The organism is Pleomorphomonas oryzae DSM 16300, assembly GCF_000422965.1.
GTDB lineage: Bacteria > Pseudomonadota > Alphaproteobacteria > Rhizobiales > Pleomorphomonadaceae > Pleomorphomonas > Pleomorphomonas oryzae.
Genome location: NZ_AUHB01000002.1, coordinates 386755 through 409510, shown reverse-complemented (window position 1 = coordinate 409510; position 22756 = coordinate 386755). Strand labels below are relative to the sequence as shown.

General features: G+C 63.9%; 25 protein-coding genes and 1 riboswitch. Of the genes, 13 read left to right on the top strand and 12 right to left on the bottom strand.

What is annotated here, in order from left to right; translation table 11 throughout:
- Positions 1 to 21: 21 nt before the first annotated feature.
- Positions 22 to 101: riboswitch (SAM riboswitch) on the top strand.
- 74 nt (positions 102 to 175) lie between these two features.
- The 7 genes from G522_RS0104765 to nudC all read left to right on the top strand — a co-directional run bounded on the left by G522_RS0104765 (position 176) and on the right by nudC (position 5431).
- Positions 176 to 1351, top strand: coding sequence for an O-succinylhomoserine sulfhydrylase (locus G522_RS0104765; protein ID WP_084632824.1), 1176 nt, complete (start codon positions 176 to 178; stop codon positions 1349 to 1351).
- A 47-nt stretch (positions 1352 to 1398) separates the two neighbouring features.
- A complete protein-coding gene (locus G522_RS0104760) occupies positions 1399 to 1749 on the top strand; it encodes a MarR family transcriptional regulator (protein ID WP_026790049.1) in 351 nt (116 codons plus the stop codon).
- Positions 1746 to 2630 (top strand): C40 family peptidase, encoded by an 885-nt coding sequence (locus tag G522_RS0104755; RefSeq protein ID WP_026790048.1) that lies wholly within the window; start codon positions 1746 to 1748, stop codon positions 2628 to 2630. The genes G522_RS0104760 and G522_RS0104755 overlap by 4 nt, the downstream gene beginning before the upstream one ends.
- A gap of 117 nt (positions 2631 to 2747) precedes the next feature.
- On the top strand, positions 2748 to 3572 hold the full coding sequence (locus G522_RS0104750; RefSeq protein WP_245586596.1) for a transporter substrate-binding domain-containing protein: 825 nt from the start codon (positions 2748 to 2750) through the stop codon (positions 3570 to 3572).
- Between the two features lie 29 nt (positions 3573 to 3601).
- Positions 3602 to 3994, top strand: coding sequence for a Co2+/Mg2+ efflux protein ApaG (gene apaG / locus G522_RS0104745; RefSeq protein ID WP_026790046.1), 393 nt, complete (start codon positions 3602 to 3604; stop codon positions 3992 to 3994).
- 171 nt (positions 3995 to 4165) lie between these two features.
- On the top strand, positions 4166 to 4438 hold the full coding sequence (locus G522_RS0104740; protein WP_026790045.1) for a DUF6460 domain-containing protein: 273 nt from the start codon (positions 4166 to 4168) through the stop codon (positions 4436 to 4438).
- Positions 4439 to 4495: 57 nt separating this feature from the next.
- On the top strand, positions 4496 to 5431 hold the full coding sequence (nudC, locus tag G522_RS0104735; RefSeq protein WP_026790044.1) for an NAD(+) diphosphatase: 936 nt from the start codon (positions 4496 to 4498) through the stop codon (positions 5429 to 5431).
- Between the two features lie 3 nt (positions 5432 to 5434).
- Here the strand turns inward: nudC and G522_RS0104730 are convergent, their stop codons facing one another.
- Together G522_RS0104730 and G522_RS0104725 are read right to left on the bottom strand one after the other, a co-directional pair.
- The gene (locus G522_RS0104730) at positions 5435 to 6319 is read right to left on the bottom strand and encodes a prephenate dehydratase (RefSeq protein ID WP_026790043.1); all 885 of its coding nucleotides are present in this window, start codon (positions 6317 to 6319) and stop codon (positions 5435 to 5437) included.
- Positions 6320 to 6477: 158 nt separating this feature from the next.
- Positions 6478 to 7233, bottom strand: a complete 756-nt coding sequence (locus G522_RS0104725; RefSeq protein ID WP_245586591.1) for a 3-deoxy-manno-octulosonate cytidylyltransferase — start codon at positions 7231 to 7233, stop codon at positions 6478 to 6480.
- Positions 7234 to 7403: 170 nt separating this feature from the next.
- Here G522_RS0104725 and G522_RS25645 point away from each other — a divergent pair, with 170 nt between their 5' ends.
- A complete protein-coding gene (locus G522_RS25645; protein WP_084632763.1) occupies positions 7404 to 8075 on the top strand; it encodes a c-type cytochrome in 672 nt (223 codons plus the stop codon).
- A gap of 37 nt (positions 8076 to 8112) precedes the next feature.
- On the opposite strand, the gene G522_RS0104715 is transcribed toward G522_RS25645, so the two are convergent.
- A complete protein-coding gene (locus G522_RS0104715; RefSeq protein ID WP_026790041.1) occupies positions 8113 to 8991 on the bottom strand; it encodes an EamA family transporter in 879 nt (292 codons plus the stop codon).
- A gap of 64 nt (positions 8992 to 9055) precedes the next feature.
- On the bottom strand, positions 9056 to 9646 hold the full coding sequence (gene betI, locus G522_RS0104710; protein WP_026790040.1) for a transcriptional regulator BetI: 591 nt from the start codon (positions 9644 to 9646) through the stop codon (positions 9056 to 9058).
- Between the two features lie 292 nt (positions 9647 to 9938).
- Between betI and G522_RS0104705 the strand changes: the two genes are divergently transcribed.
- The 3 genes from G522_RS0104705 to choV are packed head-to-tail and all read left to right on the top strand — an operon-like array spanning position 9939 to position 12794.
- Positions 9939 to 10874 carry a choline ABC transporter substrate-binding protein gene (locus G522_RS0104705; RefSeq protein ID WP_026790039.1) on the top strand — a complete coding sequence of 312 codons (936 nt, stop codon included), beginning with the start codon at positions 9939 to 9941 and terminating at the stop codon, positions 10872 to 10874.
- A gap of 32 nt (positions 10875 to 10906) precedes the next feature.
- Positions 10907 to 11737: a choline ABC transporter permease subunit gene (gene choW / locus G522_RS0104700; protein WP_026790038.1), complete on the top strand. Its 831-nt coding sequence runs from the start codon at positions 10907 to 10909 to the stop codon at positions 11735 to 11737.
- Between the two features lie 10 nt (positions 11738 to 11747).
- Complete coding sequence (gene choV, locus G522_RS0104695; RefSeq protein WP_026790037.1) at positions 11748 to 12794, top strand: choline ABC transporter ATP-binding protein; 1047 nt, start codon at positions 11748 to 11750, stop codon at positions 12792 to 12794.
- Positions 12795 to 12813: 19 nt separating this feature from the next.
- Here choV and speB read toward each other — a convergent pair whose 3' ends face one another.
- From speB to G522_RS0104680, 3 genes are read right to left on the bottom strand one after another with little or no spacing between them, the layout of a single operon-like run.
- The gene (gene speB, locus G522_RS0104690; RefSeq protein ID WP_026790036.1) at positions 12814 to 13713 is read right to left on the bottom strand and encodes an agmatinase; all 900 of its coding nucleotides are present in this window, start codon (positions 13711 to 13713) and stop codon (positions 12814 to 12816) included.
- A 31-nt stretch (positions 13714 to 13744) separates the two neighbouring features.
- On the bottom strand, positions 13745 to 15136 hold the full coding sequence (locus G522_RS0104685; RefSeq protein WP_036838051.1) for an ATP-binding protein: 1392 nt from the start codon (positions 15134 to 15136) through the stop codon (positions 13745 to 13747).
- Positions 15133 to 15861 (bottom strand): response regulator, encoded by a 729-nt coding sequence (locus G522_RS0104680; protein ID WP_026790034.1) that lies wholly within the window; start codon positions 15859 to 15861, stop codon positions 15133 to 15135. Before G522_RS0104680 ends, G522_RS0104685 begins: the two co-directional genes overlap by 4 nt.
- Positions 15862 to 16082: 221 nt before the next feature.
- Here G522_RS0104680 and G522_RS28830 point away from each other — a divergent pair, with 221 nt between their 5' ends.
- Positions 16083 to 16652: an EF-hand domain-containing protein gene (locus G522_RS28830; RefSeq protein WP_051228318.1), complete on the top strand. Its 570-nt coding sequence runs from the start codon at positions 16083 to 16085 to the stop codon at positions 16650 to 16652.
- A gap of 82 nt (positions 16653 to 16734) precedes the next feature.
- Here the strand turns inward: G522_RS28830 and G522_RS0104670 are convergent, their stop codons facing one another.
- The 5 genes from G522_RS0104670 to G522_RS0104650 all read right to left on the bottom strand — a co-directional run bounded on the left by G522_RS0104670 (position 16735) and on the right by G522_RS0104650 (position 21898).
- Positions 16735 to 17799, bottom strand: coding sequence for an ABC transporter ATP-binding protein (locus tag G522_RS0104670; protein ID WP_026790033.1), 1065 nt, complete (start codon positions 17797 to 17799; stop codon positions 16735 to 16737).
- Between the two features lie 26 nt (positions 17800 to 17825).
- Complete coding sequence (locus G522_RS0104665) at positions 17826 to 18608, bottom strand: ABC transporter permease (protein ID WP_026790032.1); 783 nt, start codon at positions 18606 to 18608, stop codon at positions 17826 to 17828.
- On the bottom strand, positions 18605 to 19483 hold the full coding sequence (locus G522_RS0104660) for an ABC transporter permease (RefSeq protein ID WP_026790031.1): 879 nt from the start codon (positions 19481 to 19483) through the stop codon (positions 18605 to 18607). Before G522_RS0104660 ends, G522_RS0104665 begins: the two co-directional genes overlap by 4 nt.
- Before the next feature lie 105 nt (positions 19484 to 19588).
- Positions 19589 to 20689, bottom strand: a complete 1101-nt coding sequence (locus G522_RS0104655) for an extracellular solute-binding protein (protein ID WP_026790030.1) — start codon at positions 20687 to 20689, stop codon at positions 19589 to 19591.
- Between the two features lie 267 nt (positions 20690 to 20956).
- Complete coding sequence (locus tag G522_RS0104650) at positions 20957 to 21898, bottom strand: 2-hydroxyacid dehydrogenase (RefSeq protein WP_026790029.1); 942 nt, start codon at positions 21896 to 21898, stop codon at positions 20957 to 20959.
- Positions 21899 to 22084: 186 nt separating this feature from the next.
- Between G522_RS0104650 and def the strand changes: the two genes are divergently transcribed.
- Positions 22085 to 22603, top strand: coding sequence for a peptide deformylase (def, locus tag G522_RS0104645; RefSeq protein WP_026790028.1), 519 nt, complete (start codon positions 22085 to 22087; stop codon positions 22601 to 22603).
- Positions 22604 to 22756: the final 153 nt, after the last annotated feature.

Here is a 22756-nt window from a genome sequence, read left to right as displayed (position 1 = left end):
GTGCGTACTTCCCCTAGATCCTGAATGGATCGTGGTTCTTTGAGCCGACCGGCTTGCCGCCACGCTAAACAAGGCTGCTAAAAGGTCGGGACGGACATGTCGATTTATGACACCCGGCTCGCCTATGCGTAGCCGGGTTCGTTTTTTTCGAGCCTCGACGATGAAGGACGAAGACATGACCAAGGACAACTGGCATCCCGACACCGCCCTCGTGCATGGCGGCACCCTGCGTTCGCAGTGGGGCGAGACGTCCGAGTCGATGTTCGTGACGCAGGGGTTCGTCTACGAGAGCGCCGAGCAGGCGGAGGCGCGCTTCCTGAACCTCGATCCGGGATTTCAGTATAGCCGCTTTTCCAACCCGACGGTCACCATGTTCGAAGAGCGCATGGCGCTGCTGGAGGGAGCCCCTGTGGCGCGTGCGACGGCAACGGGCATGGCGGCGGTAACGGCGGCTATCCTGTCGCAAGCGTCGGCCGGCGATCATATCGTGGCGGCGCGGGCGCTGTTCGGATCGTGCCGTTACATCGTCGAGGACCTGGCGCCACGCTTCGGCATCTCGTGTACGCTGGTCGACGGTCGCGACCTCGATCAATGGCGGTCGGCCGTGCGACCGAACACCCGCGTCTTCTTCTTCGAAAGCCCCACCAACCCGACGCTGGAAGTGGTGGACATCGCCGCCGTCGCCGAGATCGCCCATGCCGCTGGCGCACGCCTCGTGGTCGACAATGTTTTCGCCACCGCCCTCTACCAGAAGCCGCTCGAACTTGGCGCCGATGTGGTCGCCTATTCGGCCACCAAGCATATCGACGGCCAGGGCCGCTGCATGGGTGGCGTGGTGCTGTGCAACGAGGAATTCCTGGAGAAATACCTGCAGGTGTTCCTGCGCCAAACCGGCCCAACCATGAGTCCGTTCAATGCCTGGGTGATGCTGAAGGCGCTGGAGACTTTCTCGCTGCGCGTGAGCCGGCAGACCGAAAGCGCCGCCAAGATCGCTGCCTTCCTGGAATCGCATCCAAAGATCGAACGGGTCTTCTATCCGGGATTGGCCAGCCATCCGCAGGCCGACATCTGCCGCAAGCAGATGACCGGCGGCTCCACCATGATCGCCGTCGAGGTGAAGGGGGGCCGTGAAGGCGCCTTCGCTGCCGTGAACAAGCTGGGCATCATCAAGATTTCCAACAATCTCGGCGATGCCAAGAGCCTCGTCACCCATCCCTCGACAACAACGCACCAGCGTTTCACCGAGGAGCTGCGGCAGGAACTCGGCATCCGTCAGGGTCTTTTGCGGCTCTCGGTCGGTCTGGAGCATGTCGACGATCTGATCGCTGATCTCGAACAGGCGCTCGGCTGAGGCCGGATAATAACGCCTCCGAAACGAATTCGGTATAGAAGGGGTGCATGCCGATCGACATGCGCCCCGCTCAGGCCCTCAAACTCTGGCACGACGTCTCGCTCACCACCGTGCGCGAGAATGGCCCGGACCTGTCGCCGCGCCAGATCACGGTGCTGCTCACCGTCTACCTGGAGCCGCCACCGCATACCGTGCGCGGCCTTGCCGAAAAGCTCGGCGTCACCAAGCCGGCGATCACCCGCGCGCTCGACACCATGGGCGAATTGAAGCTTCTCGGCCGCAAGCGCGACGAAGCCGATCGTCGCAATGTCATTGTCCACCGCACTGTGGAGGGGGCGCTGTTTCTTGAGCGCCTCGCTGATATCATCGTGGAGAAAGCCAGGGAGTTGCCGCGTTGACGACCGACCGCCGCACCACGTTCGCCCGCCCCGATCTCGCCGACGCCGCGCTTGCCGGTCGGGTTGCGGCCGAACGTTACATCGAGCCACGGCCGGCCCGGATCATCGCGCCGGTCGCCGGATTGAGGCGCGAGCCGCGCTTCGATTGCCCGCTCGACAGCGAGGCGCTCCACGGCGAAGCGATCCGCGTGCTCGACGTCGACGACGAAGGCTGGGCCTTTGTCCAGGTCGGCCGCGACAGCTACGTTGGCTACGTACCGGCCGAGGCGCTGTCGTTCTCGGCGCCAGAACCGACTCACGCTGTAACGCAGTTGCGCTCCTTTGCCTTTTCCGGCTCCGACCTCAAATTGCCCGTTGCCTACCCGCTGGTTCAGGGTGCCCGCGTCACGGTTACCGGCGAGGTGGAACGGCGCAACCTGGTCTATGCGCTTCTGTCCGATGGCACGGCGACGGTGATGAAACACCTGTCGCCGATCGGTGCCCCACCGGCCAGCGATTTCGTGACGGTTGCTGCCGCCTATGTAGGTACGCCCTACCTCTGGGGAGGTTCATCGAGCCTCGGCATCGACTGCTCGGGCCTTGTCCAACGGGCCCTCGCCGAGACGGGCATTGCCGCCCCACGCGACACCGACCAGCAGGAGGCGGCGGTCGGCGAGCCCGTCGACTGGAACGGCGATCCCGATGCCCTCTGGCGTGGCGATCTCATCTTCTGGAAAGGCCATGTCGGCATCGTCGCCGGCCCCGACCAGCTTCTGCATGCCAACGGGTTCCATATGGCCACGGTGATCGAGCCGCTTGGGGCTGCCATCGCGCGCATTGCGTCGGGCGATGTGCCGGTGACCAGCGTTCGCCGCCTCGCCGGTTATCGGGCGAAGGGCTGACGAGCAGACGGAGGCAGAAGGCTTTCACCAGGTGTCAAGTTCGGTTAGCTTCAAGGGATTCCGGTCGAGCCGCCCAAGAGTGCACCGAAGATGCGTTTGGCAAAAGCCTTGATTGCAGTGCCCCTGGCCGTGTTTCTGTGCACCCTCGGTCTGGGGATGTGGTCCGTTTCCGGCGCCTACGCCGCTGAGGCCGACTATCCGCAAATCGTTCCCCTCGGCACCGGGCCGGCCGCTGGATCGAACCCGCCCTCCATCCGCTTTGTTACCTCCGACGACTTTCCGCCCTTCAACTTCGTTGACGGCTCAGGGCTTATCACCGGCTTCAACGTTGAGGTCGCGCGGGCGATCTGTACGCGGCTTGCCATACCCTGCACCGTACAGGTGAGGCCATTTCCGCTGCTGCTTGAAACCGTGCGCGAGAACAAAGCCGACGCCATTGCCGCCGGTGTCGCCGACACGCCGGCCCTGCGCCTCCACCTTGCCTATTCCGTTCCCTATTTTCGCGAGCCGGCCCGCTTCGTCCGCCGCTGGCCGGCCTTGGTGGACCCGTCGCCACGCACCCTTTCCGACAAGTCGGTCGGCGTCGTGGCGGGCAGCCGCTATGCGGACTTCATCCGGGATTTCTTTCCTGCAGCCAAGCCGCATACCGCCAACGGCGAGGCCGAACTATTCTCCCTGCTAAAAGAGGGGGAGGTCGACGCCGTTTTTACCGGCGCCGTTGGCGCTTCCTTCTGGCTGGCCGGGCCAGCGGCCCATGGCTGCTGCGCTTTCTCCGGCGGGGCCTATACCGAGCCGGCCTATTTCGGCGATGGCATGAAGATCGCCGTTGCCGTCGACAACACGGCGCTCAAGGCCAGCATCGATGGCGCGTTGCGCACCCTTGATGCCGATGGCACACTCGCCGATCTCGCCTTGCGCTTCTTTCCCGAAAGCCTTTACTGACGCCGAGTACAGAACCGAGACGTGCCGCCATGTTCACCACCGTCAGCCACGAGATCGTCGTCAGCGTCGAACCGAGCTACCTTTCCGAGGAATCCGACCCCGACGAGCATCGCTACGTATGGTCCTACAGGGTCGTCATCGCCAACCATGGCCGGCGCGCCGTGCAGCTCATGACGCGCTCCTGGGAGATCACCGATGCCAACGGCCTTCAGCGCGCCGTGACCGGTCCGGGTGTGGTCGGCCAGCAGCCGATCATCGAGCCGGGAGAGGCTTTCGAATATACGAGCGGCTGTCCGCTATCGACGCCGAGCGGCATCATGTCGGGCACCTATCACATGGTCGACGACCTGGGCATGGCGCTCGACGTCACCATCCCCGCCTTCTCGCTCGATAGCCCGATGACGGTGCGCACGCTGAATTAGTTCTGCCTCAGTCGCCGGCGGGCCTCCGGCCCACAGGCTTCCGCTTGGCGCCGGAAGCCGCCGGCGCGGCTTCTTGTTCCTTGTCCATTGCCCGCTCGCAATGGCTGGACAAGGCTGGCTGCCGCGCCTATCTCTCGGCAACCCTCCCCACCGGAAAGCCGGAGCGTCCCCATGTCCGATCGTTTCCAGCGCCTGCTCGGCGACAGCCCGGCACGCCTTCTTCTACGGCTCGTCATTCTTTCGCTGGTGGTCGGCGTGGTGCTGGCCGCGCTTGGCGTCGAACCCTACGATATCGTCGCGTCGGCCATGCGCTTTGCCAACCGCATCTGGTCCATGGGCTTCGACGCCGTCGACCGCGTCTGGCGCTACTTCCTGCTGGGCGCCGTGGTGGTGGTCCCGGTATGGCTGGTGCTGCGACTTCTCAACGTTGGCCGTACCCGCTAACCACGCCTTCAAGCAAGCCGCCAGCGCTGGAGCTGGCGCGCGGAAAGCAACTGCAAGATGATCCTGCCTCCCGATCCTTCCTCCGGCTTCGACTGGTCGAGCCACAACACCTATTCGGTCAACCCTCTCCACCGCCACTCGGAACAGCGCACCGACGCGCCGCTGGTGCAACGCCATCTCGAAGACCCGCAGCGACGGCTGATGATGCTGTTCGGCGACCGCGTGCTGGTAAAATCGGGGCGCCTCGACTTTGAAGGCAGTGCGGCCAATGCGCTGTTCCGGGAGACGGAGACGCAGATCTTCCTCGGCCTCGACCCCGAAGGGCGGCCCTGGTTTGCCGGCGAGTTCAAGACTGAGCCCGAGCTGGAGCCTGGCGAAACGCTGGTCGATCTTCGCAGCCTGGCCCGCGACGCGCTGGTGGGGGCCGATGGCTTTGGTCCGGTTGCGCAGGCGCGCGCCACGCTGTTCTGGCATCAGCGCCATCGCTTCTGCGGCGTTTGCGGAGCGCCGACCGAGAGCATTGCCGCCGGCTATCAGCGCAATTGTACCGGCTGCGGCACGCAGCATTTCCCACGCACCGACCCCGTGGTGATCATGCTGATCCAGGACGGTGAGGACCGGGTGTTGCTCGGCCGCACGCCGCGCTTCGAGGCGGGCATGTATACCTGCCTTGCCGGCTTCATGGAGCCCGGCGAAACGGTGGAGGACGCCGTCCGCCGCGAGGTGAAGGAAGAATCAGGCATCGACGTTGGCGCCGTGCGCTATCACGCCAGCCAGCCCTGGCCGTTCCCGGCTAATCTGATGCTCGGCTGCTATGGCGAAGCCATCTCCACCGATATCGTGGTTGACAAGGCCGAGATGGACGACTGCGCCTGGTTCAGCCGCGACGAAGTGAAGGCGATGTTGGCCACCACCGAGGTCGGCAAGCTGCATTGCCCGCCGAGGCTGGCGGTCGCCCGCCAACTCATCGAGGTATGGGCCGACCTGAAGTGAGGCTTATTCGCCGGGCCGGAGCCCCAGATGGGCGGCCGGCTCGCGGATTTTATCGCGGAACGGGCTCGCCGGGTAGCTGCCGAACACCTTGACCTCGCGACTGAAGAACTCAAGCTCTTCGAGAGCGAACTTCACCGCCGGGTCATCGGGATGGCCCTCGACGTCGGCATAGAACTGCGTGGCGAAGAACTGCCCCTCAAGCTGGTAGCTCTCGAGCTTGGTCATGTTGATGCCGTTGGTCGAAAACCCACCCAGTGCCTTGTAGAGCGCCGCCGGAATGTTGCGGACGCGGAAGATGAAGGTGGTGACCGTCGGCGTGCCGCGCGGCGGCGCAGCGGCGGGCTGCGGCGACAGGATGATGAAGCGCGTCGTGTTGTGGAGCGTATCCTCGCAATCGGCCTTCAGCACGTCGAGGCCGTAGATCTTGGCGGCCAGCGACGAGGCGATGGCGGCGCGGGTGGGATCGCCAGCCTCGGCGATCTCGCGAGCCGAGCCGGCGGTGTCGGCGCCGACGACCGGCGTGATGCCAAGCGAGCGGAGCGTCTGCCGGCACTGGCCGAGCGCCTGGATGTGGCTCTGTGCCGTTCTGACGTTTTCGAGCTTCGCGCCCCGAACACCGAGTAACTGGTGATGCACCGGCAGAAAATGCTCGCCGATGATATGCACGTCGGCATGCGGCAGGATGTGGTGGATGTCGGCGACGCGGCCAGCCGTCGAATTCTCGATGGGGATCATGCCAAGGTCGCCGGCGCCGGAGGCCAAAGCGGCAAAGCAATCCTCAAACGTCGGACAGGCGACCGGCTCGCAATCGGGATAGACTTCGAGGGCGGCGAGATGGGAATTGGCGCCCGGCTCGCCCTGGAACACGACCTTCAGCTTGTCCGACATCGTTCTCTTCCGCTTTTCAACAGGCGGAGAGCGGCATAGCAGCAGTGCCAGAGCAATTCCAGCAAAAGTGGCGACCGGTTTTGGATAGGAAATTGCGCCCCGAGGAGACGATGGGGCGTTTCCGGCGGGCTGATTCACCGCAAACGCTCAGCGATCCCTCATCCCTTAAGTGCAGCGCCAATAATCGTTCGCGCCCTGTCCAGGTCGTGCAGCGTGTCGACACCGAGCGGCACGTCATCGACGACAGCGGCGTCGATGCGCATGCCGGCCTCAAGCAGGCGGAGCTGTTCGAGCTTCTCGCGCTTCTCCAATGTCGAGGGCGGTAGGGTCACGAAGCGGGCGAGTGCGGAGCGGCGATAGGCGTAAAGGCCGATGTGATGATAGAGCGGCCCGTCGCCATAGGGCGCCGTGGCACGCGTAAAATAGAGAGCCCTGAGACGGCGATCGGCGATCGGCGAGCCGACGACCTTGACGACGTTGGGATCCACCTTCTCTTCGGCGCGGACGATCTCGGCCGTCAGCGTGGCGACGTCGACGGCAGGATCGAGAAGCGGATCGAAGCAGGCGCGCACAGCGGCCGGCGCGATGGTCGGCAGATCCCCCTGCACGTTGACGATGAACTCGATCCGGCCATCCGGATCAGCCTTCGACAGGGCCTCGAAGATGCGGTCCGAACCGCTGGGATGATCGGGGCGCGTCAGCACAGCACGACCTCCGGCCGCCTCGATCACTGCCTTGATGGAAGGATGGTCGCAAGCGACGACCACATCGCCGATGCCGGCTTCCATCGCCCGCCGCCAGACGTGGACGATCATCGCCTCACCATGGATGTCGGCGAGCGGCTTTTCCGGCAGGCGTGTCGACCCGAGGCGCGAGGGAATGATCACCAGGGCGTTCGGCTTCTTCTCGGACACTTGAATTCCTTCCGGCGGGCCGCGGACGGCGCTGATCGAGGCGCTCCTAAGCGGCCGCTTTATAAGGCCTGTCGCGACCTGAGGATAGTTTGCAGGAGGGAGCAAAATCCCGTATATGCTGCCGAGTGTGACCAGAAAGCCTCTGGCGAGGTCCATCCTCAGATCGCCAAATGTTACGCGCGCCGGGGCGGGCGCCGCGTGACTGCAAGGAGCCGGTGTTCCCGATGTCGCTGCAACCCAACAAGATTCTCGGCGCCGTGCTGGCGGTCGCCGTCGTCGTCTTTGCCATCGAATTCCTATCTGGTCAGATTTTTGCCAAGCAGGAGCCCACAGCCCCCGGCTATGTGGTGGACATGAAGGCCGCGCCGGCGGTGGCTGCCACCGAGGCCTCTGCCCCTGCCGCAGTGAAGCCGGATGCCAATGCCCCGGCCGCCGCGGCGAGCCAGCAAGCGGCAACCGCGGCCGGCGCTGCCACGGACGTGGCTCCGATCGCCGACCGCCTCAAGACAGCCGATGCAGCGGCTGGCGAGAAGACCGCCAAGGTCTGTACCGCCTGCCACTCCTTCGCCAACACGGGCGACAACAAGGTCGGTCCCGGCCTTTGGGAAGTGGTCAACCGCAAGCCTGGAACCCATGAAGGCTTCAAGTATTCGCAGGGTATGTCCACCTTCGGCGAGTCTCATACCTGGGATTATGCGACGCTCGACGTCTATCTGACCAATCCCAAGGCTGAGGTGCCGGGCAACAAGATGGCCTTCGCCGGCATCAAGAAGCCGGAAGACCGCGCCAACGTCATCGCCTATCTCAGGTCGCTGTCGGCCAATCCGGCACCGCTGCCGTAAGATCTTTCCGAGCAAGACAGCAGAGCGCGGGCGGCCTTCAGGCCGCCCGTTGTTTTTTGATAAAGACCGGCAGCGGCAGCGCGATGGTGGCGAGGCCCAAAAGAATCAGGCCCATGCCGGCAACGCGCAACGGCGAGAAGGTTTCGCCCAGCACAAGCCAGGAGGACAGCGTGCCGAACAGGGGCACGAGAAGGGAGAAGGGTGCGACCGTCGACGCCGGGTGATTTTTGAGGAGAAAGCCCCAGAGACCGAAGCCGACGAGCGTGGCGAGAAGAGCGAGGTAGAGGACCGATCCGGCGCCGACCAGTCCCATGCCGGCGACGCCGGATACGATAGCCGGCCAGCCTTCGATGGCAAGCGACAGGAGAAAGAGCGGGATCGGTGGGACGAGGCTCAGCCAGACCATCATCGGCAACATGTCGGGCTTGCCGGCGCCCCGCATCAGCACATTGCCGATCGCCCAACTGGCGGCGGAGGCGATGGTGAGGCCGAGACCGACGACGGTGAAATCACCACCGACTGTCGTGGCGATGGTCAGGAGACCCAGCGCCGCGATGCCGGCGCCCGCCAGCTGACGCGGCTTCGGCCGCTCACCAAGGGCCAGCGCGGCGAACAGGATGGTCAGGAAGGCCTGGCTTTGCAGCGTCACCGAAGCCAACCCCGGCGGCATGCCTAGTTTCATCGCCGGAAAGAGGAAGGCGAACTGGCCGACGAACAGCGTCATGCCGATCGCCATCATCCGCAGCGGTGGCACGTTCGGCCGGGCGAGGAAAAGGGCCGGCAGCGCGGCGACCACAAAGCGCAGGGCGGCGAGCAGCAGCGGCGGCACCGAACCCAGACCAAGGCGGATCACCACGAAATTGAAGCCCCAGATCGCCGTGACGAGGACGGCGAGAGCGATGTGGCGGATAGGCATGGATGAAAGGCTCCGGGAGGACGGTCGAGCCTAGCTGCACCCTCTGCCTGAGGCAAACGAGGAATCACTCCGTCTGCGCGACGGCGGCGAGGCGGCCGTCGACATAGTCGCGCAGGATGCCGAGCGCCTCCTCCGGCGAGCGATGCAAGGTCGGCAGAGCCGCGTGCAGCCAGAGGCCGTCGATCATTGCCGCGATACCGCGTGCCAGCGCCACCGCGCCGTCGCCGACCAACGGCCGCAGATCGTGCCGCAGGTTGGCCTCGAGCCGCTTCAGGTAGATGCCCAGCAAACGCGCCGCCGCCTTGTCATGCACCGACTGCATATAGAAGGCGAGCCAAGTGGAAATCAGGGCCGGCGAGAACTGCTCGGGGGCAAAGCTCGCTTCCAGAATGGCATCGACGCGGGCGCGCGAATCGGCCGCATCGACGAGGCGGGGGGGAGCCGCGAGAGCGAACTCGCCCAGGAGATGCCGCATGGTGGCCGACAGCAGTTCATCCTTCGAGCCGAAATAGTGGTGAGCCAGCGCCGGCGATACACCGGCCCGCTTGGCAATGTCGCCCATGGTGACGCCATTCAGCCCGCGTTCGTGGATGGCCTCGACGGCTGCCATGATCAGTTGCTGCCGACGGATCGGCTGCATGCCAAGCTTCGGCATTGCACTCCCCTTCGCTCCTACCGCACAGCATATTTTTAATTGACTGCTCAATCAATAAAAATCCGGAAGCGTAGATCTGTCCAATTCGAAACGGACAGGCATGCACGACAGCTGACAAATACGCTGTAGCAGGCCAATTCCTGTGCGGGAACCGAAGTAGTCCCCGAAAGTTTTCCAAAAAATCATTGGCAAGCGCAGGAAAATGCGTATTTATTTCGCTCCGCATGGTCATAAAACTTTCACAGCCCCGCCGGGACGCCGTTTCCGGATGGGTCGAGGAGCGATACCGCCAATGAAATCCGCCTTTGCCGCCCTGCCGATCGCCCTTGCGCTTACCGCCCCGGCGCTCGCCGCCGATGGCGATGCCTGCACGAAGGTGCGCTTCGCCGATGTCGGCTGGACAGATATCGCGGCCACCACCGGCGCGGCCTCAGCGGTGCTGGAAGGGCTCGGCTATCAGCCGGAGGTGCAGCTCCTGGCGCTGCCGGTGACCTTTGCGTCTCTGGCCAACGGCGACATCGACGTCTTCCTAGGCAATTGGATGCCGACCATGGAGGCCGACCTCAAGCCCTATCGCGAGAAGGGAACGATCGAGGTGACTGGCATCAATCTCGAGGGTGCCAAGTACACGTTGGCGGTGCCCAAATACACCTTCGACGCCGGTCTCAAATCCTTCGGCGACATCGCCAAGTTCAAGTCGGAGCTCGACGGCAAGATCTACGGCATCGAACCGGGCAACGACGGCAATCGCCTCATTCTCGGCATGATCAACGACGGTAAATTCGGCCTTAACGGCTTTGAGCTGGTCGAAAGTTCCGAGCAGGGCATGCTCGCCGAGGTGAGCCGGGCGGTGAAGGACAAGAAGCCGATCGTCTTCCTCGGCTGGGAGCCGCACCCGATGAATGCCCGCTTCGAGATGGCCTACCTCTCGGGCGGCGACGACATCTTCGGGCCGAACTTCGGCGGTGCCACCATCTACACCAACACGCGCAAGAACCTCGCGGCCGATTGCCCGAACCTCGGCAAGTTCGTCCGCAATCTGAAGTTCACGCTGCCCTTCGAAAACGAGATCATGGGCGACATCCTCGACAATGGCGCCGAGGCCAAGGACGCTGCCAAGGCTTGGCTGAAGGCGCATCCCGACACGCTTACCCCCTGGCTCGACGGCGTGACGACGCGCGACGGCAAGGATGGCCTCGCCGCGGTGAAAGCGTCGCTAGGGCTTTGAACCTGACGCGGTAAATGGAAGCTGAGGCGATCATGGACTTCCTGACGGCCTACAAAATCCCGGTCGGCCCCTGGGCCAAGACGCTGGTGGATTGGCTGACAGCCAATGGCGGCGGTTTCTTCGACACCATCGCCGCCGTGCTCGGCGGTGCCGTCGGCTGGATCGTCCTGGCCCTGCAGGCGCCGCCGCCGCCGGTGACTGTGGCGCTGATTGCCACGCTGGCTTTCATCCTGAAGCGCTCGATCCCGCTTGCCCTGTTCGTTGCCACGGCCCTGCTGTTCATCGTCAACCAAGGCTTCTGGAAGGAGACGACGCAGACGCTTGCTCTCGTCGTCGCCTCGTCGGCGGTCTGCATGGGTCTCGGCGTGCCGATCGGTATTCTGGCCGCCCGGCGCGCCTGGGCGATGGCGGCTCTCAGGCCGGTGCTCGACCTGATGCAGACGATCCCCACCTTCGTCTACCTCATTCCGGCGCTGGTGCTGTTCGGCCTCGGCATGGTGCCGGGGCTGATCGCCACGGTGATCTTCGCCCTGCCCGCCTCGATCCGCCTCACCGCTCTCGGCGTTTCCTCGACGCCCAAGCCGCTGCTCGAAGCGGCCGACAGCTTTGGCGCCACGCCTATTCAGCGCCTCGTCAAGGTGGAGCTGCCGCACGCCATGCCGCAGATTCTCGCCGGCCTCACCCAGACCATCATGCTGTCGCTGTCCATGGTGGTGATCGCAGCGATGGTCGGCGCCAACGGCCTGGGTGTGCCGGTGGTGAGAGCGCTCAACACCGTCAACATCGGCATGGGCTTTACTGCCGGTCTCGCCATCGTGCTGATCGCCATCATGCTCGACCGCATGTGCCGGATTCGCGGCTGAGGAGTTGTTTGTGTCATCCTCCCGCGTTCGCGACGCGCTGCGCTTCGAGCGCGTCGATATCGTCTTCGGCAAGAAGCCCGAAGCTGCCTTTCCGCTGATCGACGCCGGCCGTTCGCCGTCGGAGATCACTACCGATACCGGCCTCACCGTTGGCGCCATGCAGGCATCCTTTTCGGTGCGGGAAGGCGAATGCCTGGTGCTGATGGGGCTTTCCGGCTCGGGCAAATCGACGCTGGTCCGGGCCGTCAATGGGCTCAACCGGGTGAGCCGCGGCCGACTGTTCGTTCGCGATGGCGACGAGGAAGTGGATGTCGCCCGCTGCGATCGAGCGGCGCTGCGCCGCATCCGCCGCCAGCGCGTCGCCATGGTATTCCAGCAATTCGGTCTTCTGCCCTGGAGGACGGTGGCCGACAACGTGGCGCTCGGCCTCGAACTCTCCGGCACCCCCAAGGCGGAAATCGCCGCGCGTGTCGAGACTGAGCTCAGGCGCGTCCATCTCGCCGATTGGGCCGATCGCAGGGTGCAGGAGCTCTCGGGCGGCATGCAGCAGCGGGTGGGCCTCGCCCGAGCCTTTGCCACCGAGGCGCCGATCCTGTTGATGGACGAGCCCTTCTCGGCCCTCGATCCGCTGATCCGCGACAAGTTGCAGGACGAACTGATCGGCTTTCGCGCCGAGCTGCAACGCACCATCCTGTTCGTCAGTCACGATCTCGACGAAGCGATGAAACTCGGCGACCGCATCGCCATCATGGCCGGCGGCCGGGTGGTTCAGGTGGGCACCGCGCAGGAGATCATGCTGGCTCCGGCGACCCCCTATGTCGCCGAGTTCGTCGCCCACATGAACCCGCTCAATGTGCTGCGCGCCGCCGACGTCATGTCACCGGTCGAGGAAGCCGTGCGCGATGCGGAGAGCGCCGTGGTCGCGCTCCGCACCCCGATCCGCGAGGTGATGGCCGCCTCCGTCGCCACCGGCAAGCCGGTGCTGGTCGAGGATGGCGACCGGATCGTGGGCACCATCAGCTCGGAAGCGATCGTGAAGGCCATCCTCAGGAAGTGACCGGCTCAGAAGTAGCCGATTAAGCCCTTTGGGAGCCAATGAGACCAAGATAGTCCCAGATCACCGTGGCGGCAGCCAGCGCGGTGATCTCCGAAACGTCGTAGGCGGGAGCCACTTCGACGACGTCCATGCCGACGAAGTCGATCCCCATGAGACTCCGAAGAATGGCCTGGCTCTGCCAGGGGAGGATTCCGGCAAATTCCGGCGTGCCGGTGCCGGGCGCAAAGGCCGGGTCGAGGCAGTCGACATCGTAGCTAAAGTAAGCGGGGCCGGCACCGATGACCTGCCGGACGCGTTCCGCGACCACCGCGGGCCCCAGCGTGTGGACATCTTGGGCGCTGAGGATGGTAACGCCCTTGCCGATCGTCCAATCCCACACCTCGCGCTGGACCGGCGAGCGGATGCCGATCTGGATCATCCGCTTGGGATCGATGAGCCCCTCTTCGATGGCATGGTAGAAGGGCGAGCCGTGGCCGTAGACCTGCCCGAAGTTGTCCGGCCAGGTATCGACATGGGCGTCGAAGTGAACGAGGCCCAGTGGCGTGCCAACCTTGCGGCGAAGCGCCCGCAGGAGCGGCAGCGTGATGCCATGCTCGCCGCCGATGGCGAGAAGGTGGTTCAGTCCCTCTGCCTGTGCCTCGATCAGCCGATAGCTTTCGGCGAGATCGCCGAGGGCAATCGGGAAGTCGCCGATATCGGCAATATTGAGCCGGGTCGGGTCGATCCAGAAATGGGGGTGGTCGCCGTCAGTCAGCATGCGGCTTGCCGTGCGCACCGCAGACGGGCCCGACCGGGCACCAGTACGATTGGTGACGCCGATGTCGAGGGGAATGCCGGCCAGCGTATAAGCGGCACTACGATCGAAGCGGGCAAGACCCATGAAACTTGGGGCGACGGCAAAGGTCGGGGTACCGGACATGACGCTCCTGATTGTGGGCTTCCGGCGCCGCTCAAGTCTCGGCGGCGACCGGCAGGTGAATCGCCGCAGTCAAACCGCCGCCGGGCCGATTGGCAAGCGTCAATTCGCCACCGTGGGCGCGGACGATCGAACGCGCCGTGGCGAGGCCGAGGCCGACGCCACCAGTTTCCAGGTTGCGCGAGGTTTCCAGCCGCGTGAAGGGCGCGAACACCTCCTCCATCTTGTCCTCGGGGATGCCGGGACCATCGTCGTCGACGGCGATGACGACGGCATGCGGCAGGCGCTCCAGCCGAACGCGGGCACGGAGACCGTAACGGACGGCGTTCTCGACCAGATTGCGCAAGGCACGGCGGAGGGATACCTGCCGTACGGAGAGATAGAGATGCTCGGGGCCTTCCACGGTGACGTCGTGGCCAAGGTCGGAAAAGTCGGCGGAGACCGCCTCGACCAGCGCCACGAGGTCGGTGTTGCGCGAGTCCTCGGCGGTCGCATCATCACGGGCAAAAGCCAGCGTCGCCTCGGCCATGCGGGTCATCTCATCGATGGTATCGACCATTCGCTCGCGCGTCTCGTCGTCGTCGATAAACTCCGCCCTGAGACGCAGGGATGTCAGCGGTGTGCGGAGATCGTGACTGATCGCCGCGACCATACGCGTGCGGTCGCTGACGAAGCGGCTGACGCGTGCTTGCATGGCATTGAAGGCACGGTTGGCGCGGAGAATTTCCTCCGGGCCGCGTTCGGGCAGGTCGGGGACGCCCTCTCCACGCCCGAGCTTGTCGGAGGCTTGCGCCAGCTCCCTAAGCGGCTTGGTGATGCGGCGCACCGACAGCGCCATGACCAGCGATATGGCAATCACCGTCAGTAAGGTCGACACCACCACCGGCCATGCCCAGAGTTGGGGTCGTGGCAACAGGGTTTCGGAGTTGAGCCAGGCACCATCGGACAGGCGCACCGATAGCGCCAGTGTCGGCGGCCAAGGCTTCATCAGCGGCCGCCCTCTCGGCCCGAACCCGTTGCCATGCATCATCGGATGAGGATCGCCCTCATCTCGATCATTCTCGGCAAATTGGGCTCGCACCTCCCGATTGGCCCCGAATATTTCGGTGAGCTTGTCGCGTGTCTCCGCATCGGGCCAAACCACGCCTGTTCCCTTCACCAAGGACTCGGGCGCGACCGAATAGCTGATACGACTGGTGCTGAGCGCGGCGAGGATGCGGTCGCGCTGGCCGGCCGGCGTCTCCTCGATCAGGTTGGCGAGCGTGGCAATGCGGCCAAGTACCTGTTCACGCGCCGCCGCATCGATCGCCGTGCGCCGGCTTTCGGCAAAGAAGGCCAGCGTTACCATCTGGGCGATCAGCACGGCGGCGATCAGCAGGACCGACAGCTGACCGGCAAGGCTGCGGGGAAAGAAGCGGAGCCTCACTCGGAAACTTCCTCCACGTCGGCCGCGAAGATGTAGCCGCCACCCCAGACGGTCTTGATCAATTCGGGATTCTTGGGGTCGACCTCGATCTTCTTGCGAAGCCGGCTGACTTGATTGTCAATGGAACGGTCGAAAATCTGAGGCGTGCGCCCAGATGTGAGATCCATCAGCTGATCGCGGTTCAGCACCATGTTGGGGCGCTTCAAGAAGGCGGTCAGCAACTGAAACTCGGCGGTCGACAACGGCAATGCCACACCGTCGCCGCCGATCAGCTCGCGGCGGCGGGCATCGAGCATGAAGCGATCGAACCTCAGTTGCCGGGCTTCCAGCGGATCGCGAGGCTTGGGCACCGCCTGGGTCCGCCGCAGCACAGCGCGGATGCGGGCGAGCAGTTCGCGCGGGTTGAACGGCTTGGTGAGGTAATCGTCGGCGCCGATCTCCAGGCCGACCACGCGGTCGGTATCTTCGGCCATGGCGGTGAGCAGGATGACCGGTGTCTCCGAGCTCTCACGCAGGAAGCGGCAGAGGCTGAGCCCATCCTCGCCGGGCATCATGATGTCGAGCACCACGAGATCGACGGCAGCTGCCTTGAGCGCCTTGCGGGCCGCCGCCGCGCTTTCCGACGTGGTGACGCGGAAGCCGTTCTTGATGAGATAGCGGCCGATGAGGTCGCGGATTTCACGATGGTCGTCGACGACGAGGATATGCGGCTGTGGCTCGGTCATGACTGATACTCGGGCGATCCCTTTCTCAAGAATAGCGATCCGCCGGAACGATGCCAAAGGAAATGGTATCAAGCTGTATCAGCAGCCGGTGCAGTTACGGCTCAATACAACCACAGCCTTTCCCGGCGAACTTGCGCGACAATTGCTCCCTATGTTGATCTCACCGCCGACGGGAACCCCCATCGAGCCGTCGGCGAAACGGACAACAAGGAGAAGCTCCCGTGAAAGCGCTCACACTCGCTACGATTTCCGCCATCTCTGTCGTCGCTATCGGCACTGTTGCCTTCGCCGCCGGTCCCGGCATGGGGCCGATGGGTATGGGTCCCATGGGCATGATGGGCATGGGCCCTGAGGGCGGCCCGATGAAGCTGTTCGCCGAGGCCGATACCAACAAGGACGGCAAGCTGGACCAAGCTGAGATCGCGGCCTACCGCGACAAGATGTTCACCGAGGCCAATCCCAGCGGCAAAGACGGGATCACCATTCAGGACTTCGAGCCCTGGTTCTGGAAGCAGCACCGGGAGATGATGGTCCGTTCCTTCCAGCGCCTCGACGCCGACGGCGACGGAAAGATCACCAAGGCCGAAATGGAGGCGGCAGGCGATCACATGCTCAGCCGGCTCGACCGCAACGATGACGGCACGTACTCGCTTCCCAGCCGCCCCGACCGCGATGGCTGGGGCCGCGAAGGTAAGCATGGCCGCCATCATCCCGGCATGATGCAGCGCTGGACGGATCAGGACGCCGGTCCGGGCCAAGATGAGGCGCCTGCCCCCACCCCGGCACCCTGATCGCTCCTACCCCAGGAAGCACGAAAGGCCGCTCTCCACGGAGAGCGGCCTTGTCCATGAACGAGGCACCGGCAGATAGCCCTCAATGGGAAGCGATAATCAGAAGGTCTTCCTTCTTGAAGGAGACACTGGCCGCCATACCGATCTTGGGCAGATCAAGCGTCGGATCGTTGAAAATGTCGAGCGACACCCGCGCCTCCCTGAGCCGCACCCGCACGCGGATGACGGCGCCGAGGAAAGCCACCTCTTCGACGGTACCCGTCAGCGTGTTGCGGTCGTCATCCCCAGCGCCGAGAATGAGCGCTTCGGGCCTCAGCGCGACGATTGCTTCGTCGGCAATTCCGAAGGCGGACATATCACGCTTGGTCACCACCGGCTGACCGTCGATCGATACACGGCCGGTTGCCGGGTCGACGACGCGGGCTTCCAGAAGATTGAGCGTGCCGACGAAGCTCGCGACGAAGCGCGTCGCCGGATTGTTATAGATTTCCGACGGCGTGCCGATCTGGTCGGCATGGCCCTGGTTCATCACCACGATGCGATCGGAGATGGACAGCGCCTCCTCCTGGTCGTGCGTCACGAAGACGGTGGTGATGCCCAGTTCACGCTGCAGCGAGCGAATCTCCTCGCGCAGGGAGACGCGGATCTTGGCATCGAGCGCCGACAACGGCTCGTCCAGTAACAGAACCTGTGGCTTGATGGCCAGGGCGCGGGCGAGCGCCACGCGCTGCTGCTGGCCGCCGGAGAGCTGGTAGGGATAGCGATCGCCGAGCTCGGGCAGCTTGATCAGTTCCAGCATCTCGGCAACGCGCGCGTCGATCTCACCCTTATCCTTGCCGGCGATCTTCAGACCGAAGCCGATGTTGCCCGCCACCGTCAGGTTGGGGAAGAGCGCGTAGGCCTGGAACACCATGCCGACATTGCGCTTTGCCGGCGGCAGGTTGGTCATCTCAGCACCACCGACACGGATCGAGCCCGATGAAGCGGTCTCGAAGCCGGCAATCATTCTGAGGATGGTGGTCTTGCCGCAGCCCGAGGGGCCGAGGAAGGAAATGAACTCACCCTTCTCGATGGAAAGATTGAAGTCATGGACCACGGTGTTCGGACCGAAGGACTTCTTAAGATGACTGATTTCGATGAAGGACATCGGGCGGTTCCGTGGGATGGGGCCGGTCAGTGGCGGGCGGCTGCGGTGTTGCGGGAGACCACTTGAATGATGCCCATGCAGGCCCAGGTGATCATGAAGGCCATGACGGCCAGCGCTGCCGGCTCGTAGGCGCGGTTGGCGCCGATGAGCTGGAGGTAAGGACCGAAAGCCGGCCGGTTGAGCAGGCTGGCGAAGGTGAATTCGCCAATGACGATGGCAAAGGTCAGGAAGGCACCCGAGAGCATGGCCGAACGGATGTTGGGCAGGATGATGCGCCAGATGATGGTGCCTGAGGAGGCGCCGAGGCTTTCGGCGGCCTCGGTCAGCGTCCGAACGTCGATCGAGCGAAGGCCGGTCTCGATCGAGCGGTACATGTAGGGCAGAGCCAGCGTCACATAGCCGCAGATCAGCAGGAAGTTGGTGCCGAGCGACGAGTTGGTCAGAGGCAAGAGGCTCGACGAGTTGTAAAGGCGCAGATAGCCGAAGACGATGACGATGGCCGGCACCACCAGCGGCAGAAGCGTCACGAACTCGATGAAGGGCCTGAGCTTCCTGAGCCGCAGTTCGACGAAGTAGGCCATCGGCACGATGATCGCCATGCCGAAAACGATCGTCACGACGGCAAGCGCCACCGAGAAACTGAACGATGCCTGGAACTGCGGATCGGCCAGCACCACCCGATAGGCCTCAAAGCTATAGATGCCCCGGACTTTCCTGAGCGAGAATTCGAAGGTGGCGGCCAGCGGCACCAGGAAATACAGCGTGCCGATCAGAATGGCGAGCCAGTGGCCCAGACGGTTGCTCTTCATTTGAGCCACCTTTCGCTGCGCACGCGGAGCAGAATGTAGCAAAGATTGGAAAGACCGGTGATGACGATCATGCCGAAGGCGATGGCATAGCCCAGGTTCTGATCATGCAGCACGTCGCCCCGAATCTGCGCATAGAGCAGAATGGTGACGATGTTCAGCGACGAACCAGTCAACGCATAGGCCGTGGCAATGGCACCGAAGGCATTGGCGAACAGCAGCAGCGTCGCGCCGAGAAAGCTCGGCAGCAGCACCGGACCGGCGATATGCCGCCAGTATTGCCAGTTGGAGGCGCCCAGGATGGTGGCCGCTTCGCGCCATTCCTTTTTGATGCCTTCGATGGCTGGCGAGACGATCAGCACCATCAACGGGATCTGGAAATAGAGGTAGGTGAGCGTCAGCCCCCAGAAGGACAGCAGGTTGAACCCCTGGGCGTAGATATTGAGCCCCAGGAACGACAGGAAGATCGTAACCAGTCCCTGCCGACCCAGCGTTGCCAGGAAGGCGAAGGCAAGTGGTACGCCGGCGAACTGCGACGCAACGCCGGAGAATGTCATGACGGTCGGCCGGATCCAGCGTGGCAGGCCGCCGGACACTGCCGCGTAAGCGATGAATGCACCGATCACTGCACCCATCACCGCCGAGGCGACCGACACCTTGATGGAGATCCAGTAGGAAGACAGAATGGTCGGGGTCCACAGCTTGCCGAGATTGGCCAGCGTGAAGCTGCCGCTCACATCCTGAAACGCGCCGACCACCAGAAAAAGGGTCGGCAAAATCAGGAACAGCACGGCAAAGATCATGAAGGGCGTGACGCCGACGACGGCCCAGGGCACGCGCGGGCGAGGAAGACTGGCAGGCGAAGCGTTGGAAACCATGCTGTTGGCTATCCGGACCGGCGATCGCGGAAAACCGCCCTCCAGTGCAAGACTGGAGGGCGGGATCGATAATCAGGGCAGGCGGCTCTCAGGCCGCGCCGGGCCTTACTTGACGTCGGCGCCGACGACGCTGTCCCAATTCTTGGTGATGGTTTCCTTGTAGGCCGCCTGCTCGTCGAGCGTCGGGAAGATGGCGTTGGCATAAGCCTCGGCCGGCGGCAGCTTGTCGAGCAGCTCCTTCGGAATCTTGCCGTTCTTGGAAAGATCGTTGAAGCGGATCGGATGGCAGTAGCCCTTCAGCCAGCCGAGCTGACCTTCGTCCGAATAGAGGTATTCCATCCACAGCTTGGCAGCGTTGGGATGCGGCGCGTAGGCCGAGATCGCCTGAATGTAGACGCCAGCCAGCACACCGGTCTTCGGCACGACGACGTCCATGGGCGGGTTGCCGGCCAGCGTGTCGCGCCAGGACAGGAGATTGTAGTCCCAGGCAGCGATAATCGGGGTCGTACCCTGAGCGAGCGAGGCCGACTTGCCGATCACCGGAACGAAGTTGCCCTTGGCCACCACGTCCTTGAAGAAGCCGAGGCCAGCCTCGCCAGCCTTGGCGACATCGCCGCCGGCGGCAGAGAGACCCGAGGCGAAGACAGCCGAAATGGCCTGGGACGAGGCGCGCGGATCGCCGGCCAACGCCACGGCATTGGCATATTCCGGCTTCAGAAGATCGGCCCAATCGGCCGGGCTGTTCTTGACGAGATCCTTGTTGATGCCGAGCGACATCACACCGTAATAGTCACCGTACCAGTAGCCTTCGGCATCCTTGGCCGTATCGGGGATGCTATCCCAGGTCGATACCTTGTAGGGCTGCAGCAGGCCGTCTTTCTTGGCCGACGGGCCGAAGCTGAGGCCGACGTCGACGACGTCGGGGGCCTGATCGCCGGTGTTGCCCTTGTTGGCCTTGATCGCCTCGATCTCGTCGCCCGAGCCGGCATCGGGATTGAGTTCGTTGACCTCGAGGCCGTACTTGGCCTTGAAGCCGTCGATAACCGCGCCATAACCGCACCAGTCATGCGGCAGAGCGATGGTGGTCAGCTTGCCTTCCTTCTTGGCGGCAGCGACGAGGTCATCGAGCGAGGCGGCAAACGTCGGCGCAGCGCACAGAACAGCCTGCGCGGCGATGGTCGACGCGAGAAACAACTTGAACGACATGACGATTCCCCTGTTGGCCGGGCGCCCCGGCACCCGAATTTCCCACTCTTCGGCAACGGCCGCCTCCCGACTACAAGAAAGGGAAGCAAGCCTCGCGCGATTCAGAAGGCGCACCAATCCAGGATGCCGCGAGCGGTCAGGGAAAGGTTCGCCGTCTCCGCGTTCTTAGTTACCTTACTTATATGACAGTTTGTTGTGAGTGCCGTCAATTCTGACAGCCCTCTAGCCACGCTGCCTTTTCGCCGCCTAACCGCTTTCGGCGTTGCCTCAGTAACCCTTGCCGCGATCCACGAGATGGCGAAGCGGCTGGCCGGCCTCGTAGGCGACGATCTCTCCTATGACATAGCGGCTGAGTGCCACCGGATCGCTTTCGGCAGCCACATGCGGCGTCATGAAGAGGTTGGGTGCGTTCCAGAGGAGACTCTCCGGCGGCAATGGTTCGGTGGCGAACACATCGAGGCTCGCTCCCTTCAGCCGCCCGTCCTTCAACGCGTCGAGCAGGTCCCGTTCCACCAGCGATCGACCGCGGCCGGCATTGAGGATCACCGGTCCGCCGAGCGGTCCGTCCTTGGCAAGGGCGTCGATGACGGCTCGATCGATCAGGTTTTCGGTCTCCGCCGTCAGCGGCAACAGCGACACGAGAATATCGGTGCGGACCAGGAAGGGAGCGAGACCTTGTGCGCCGCGGAAGCACTCGACGCCGTCCATCCGCCGCTCGGTACGGCTCCAGCCGTTCACCTTGAACCCCAGCGCCAAAAGTGCCCGCGCCGCATCGCGCCCCAATTCACCCAGACCCATGATACCGACACGGACAGCACCTGCGGCCCATTGACGGAGAGGCTTCCAGCTGGCTGCCGCCTGAGCCGCCGCGTAATGGGCATGACGGCGGTGATGCAGGAGTACGTTGAGCACCACCCATTCGGTCATCCGGCCGGTGAGGTCGGGATCGACGATACGCACGACGGGCAGATCGGGGAGATCGGGATCGGTGGTCAGGTGATCGACGCCCGCTCCGAGCGAGAAGATCGCCTCGAGATTGGGAAAGGTCTTGAGATAGCCCGGCTCCGGCTTCCAGACGAGCGCATAGCGGATGGTGGCGGGGTCGAACTCGTCACCGGGAAGGACGACCCTCCGGTCTGGAGCGGCCTCCCGCAAGGCGCGGATCCAATGGTCGGGCTTCCAGCCGCGGACGGCAACGAGAATGGTCATGGCACTTCCCAAATCAGAGATGGCGCCACATTGCCCGGCGGGGCAGAGAGAAGGCAAGCCTTGCTGCCTCGGGTTCCGCTTCGATCACGGCCATCTCACAATGCAAAGCGTCCCTTTCACGGCTTTCAGGGATTGCCCGGATAGTCGCTATTGACGGAAATAGCTGCCGTGCGTATCTGACTTTTCATGTCAACACGCCCGCTCGTTATCCTTCCCGCCCCGCAGCTTCGCCTGACCTCGGCGCCGATCGCCCGCGTCGACGACGGTGTGCGCAAGCTCGCCCAGGACATGCTAGAGACCATGTACGCGGCGCCAGGCATCGGACTCGCCGCCGTACAGGTGGGCGAGATGAACCGCCTGATCACCATCGACGTCTCGCATGACGATGATGCCAAGGAGCCGCGTGTCTTCATCAACCCGGAAATCCTTTGGAAGTCAGAGGAATTGTCGGTTTATGAGGAAGGCTGCCTCTCCATCCCCGAGTATTACGAGGAAGTCGAGCGGCCGGCCCGCGTTCGCGTCCGCTATACCAATCTCGCCGGCGAGCCGGAGGAGTTGGAGGCCGATGGTCTGCTCGCCACCTGTCTTCAGCACGAGATCGACCACCTCGATGGGGTTCTTTTCATCGACCACATCTCCAAGCTGAAGCGCGACCGCGTCACCAAGAAATTTGCCAAGGCGGCCAAGGAAAAGATGCGAATTTAAGCGCTGGAAGCCGCTTTCGTGGCTTTAGCTTTATTCGCCTCAATCGCCGGCGAGCCTCCGGCTCTTGGCTTTCGCGCGCCGCTTGGCGCCGGAAGCCACTTTCGCGGCTTCGGCTTCATTCGCCTCAATCGCCGGCGAGCCCCCGGCTCTTGG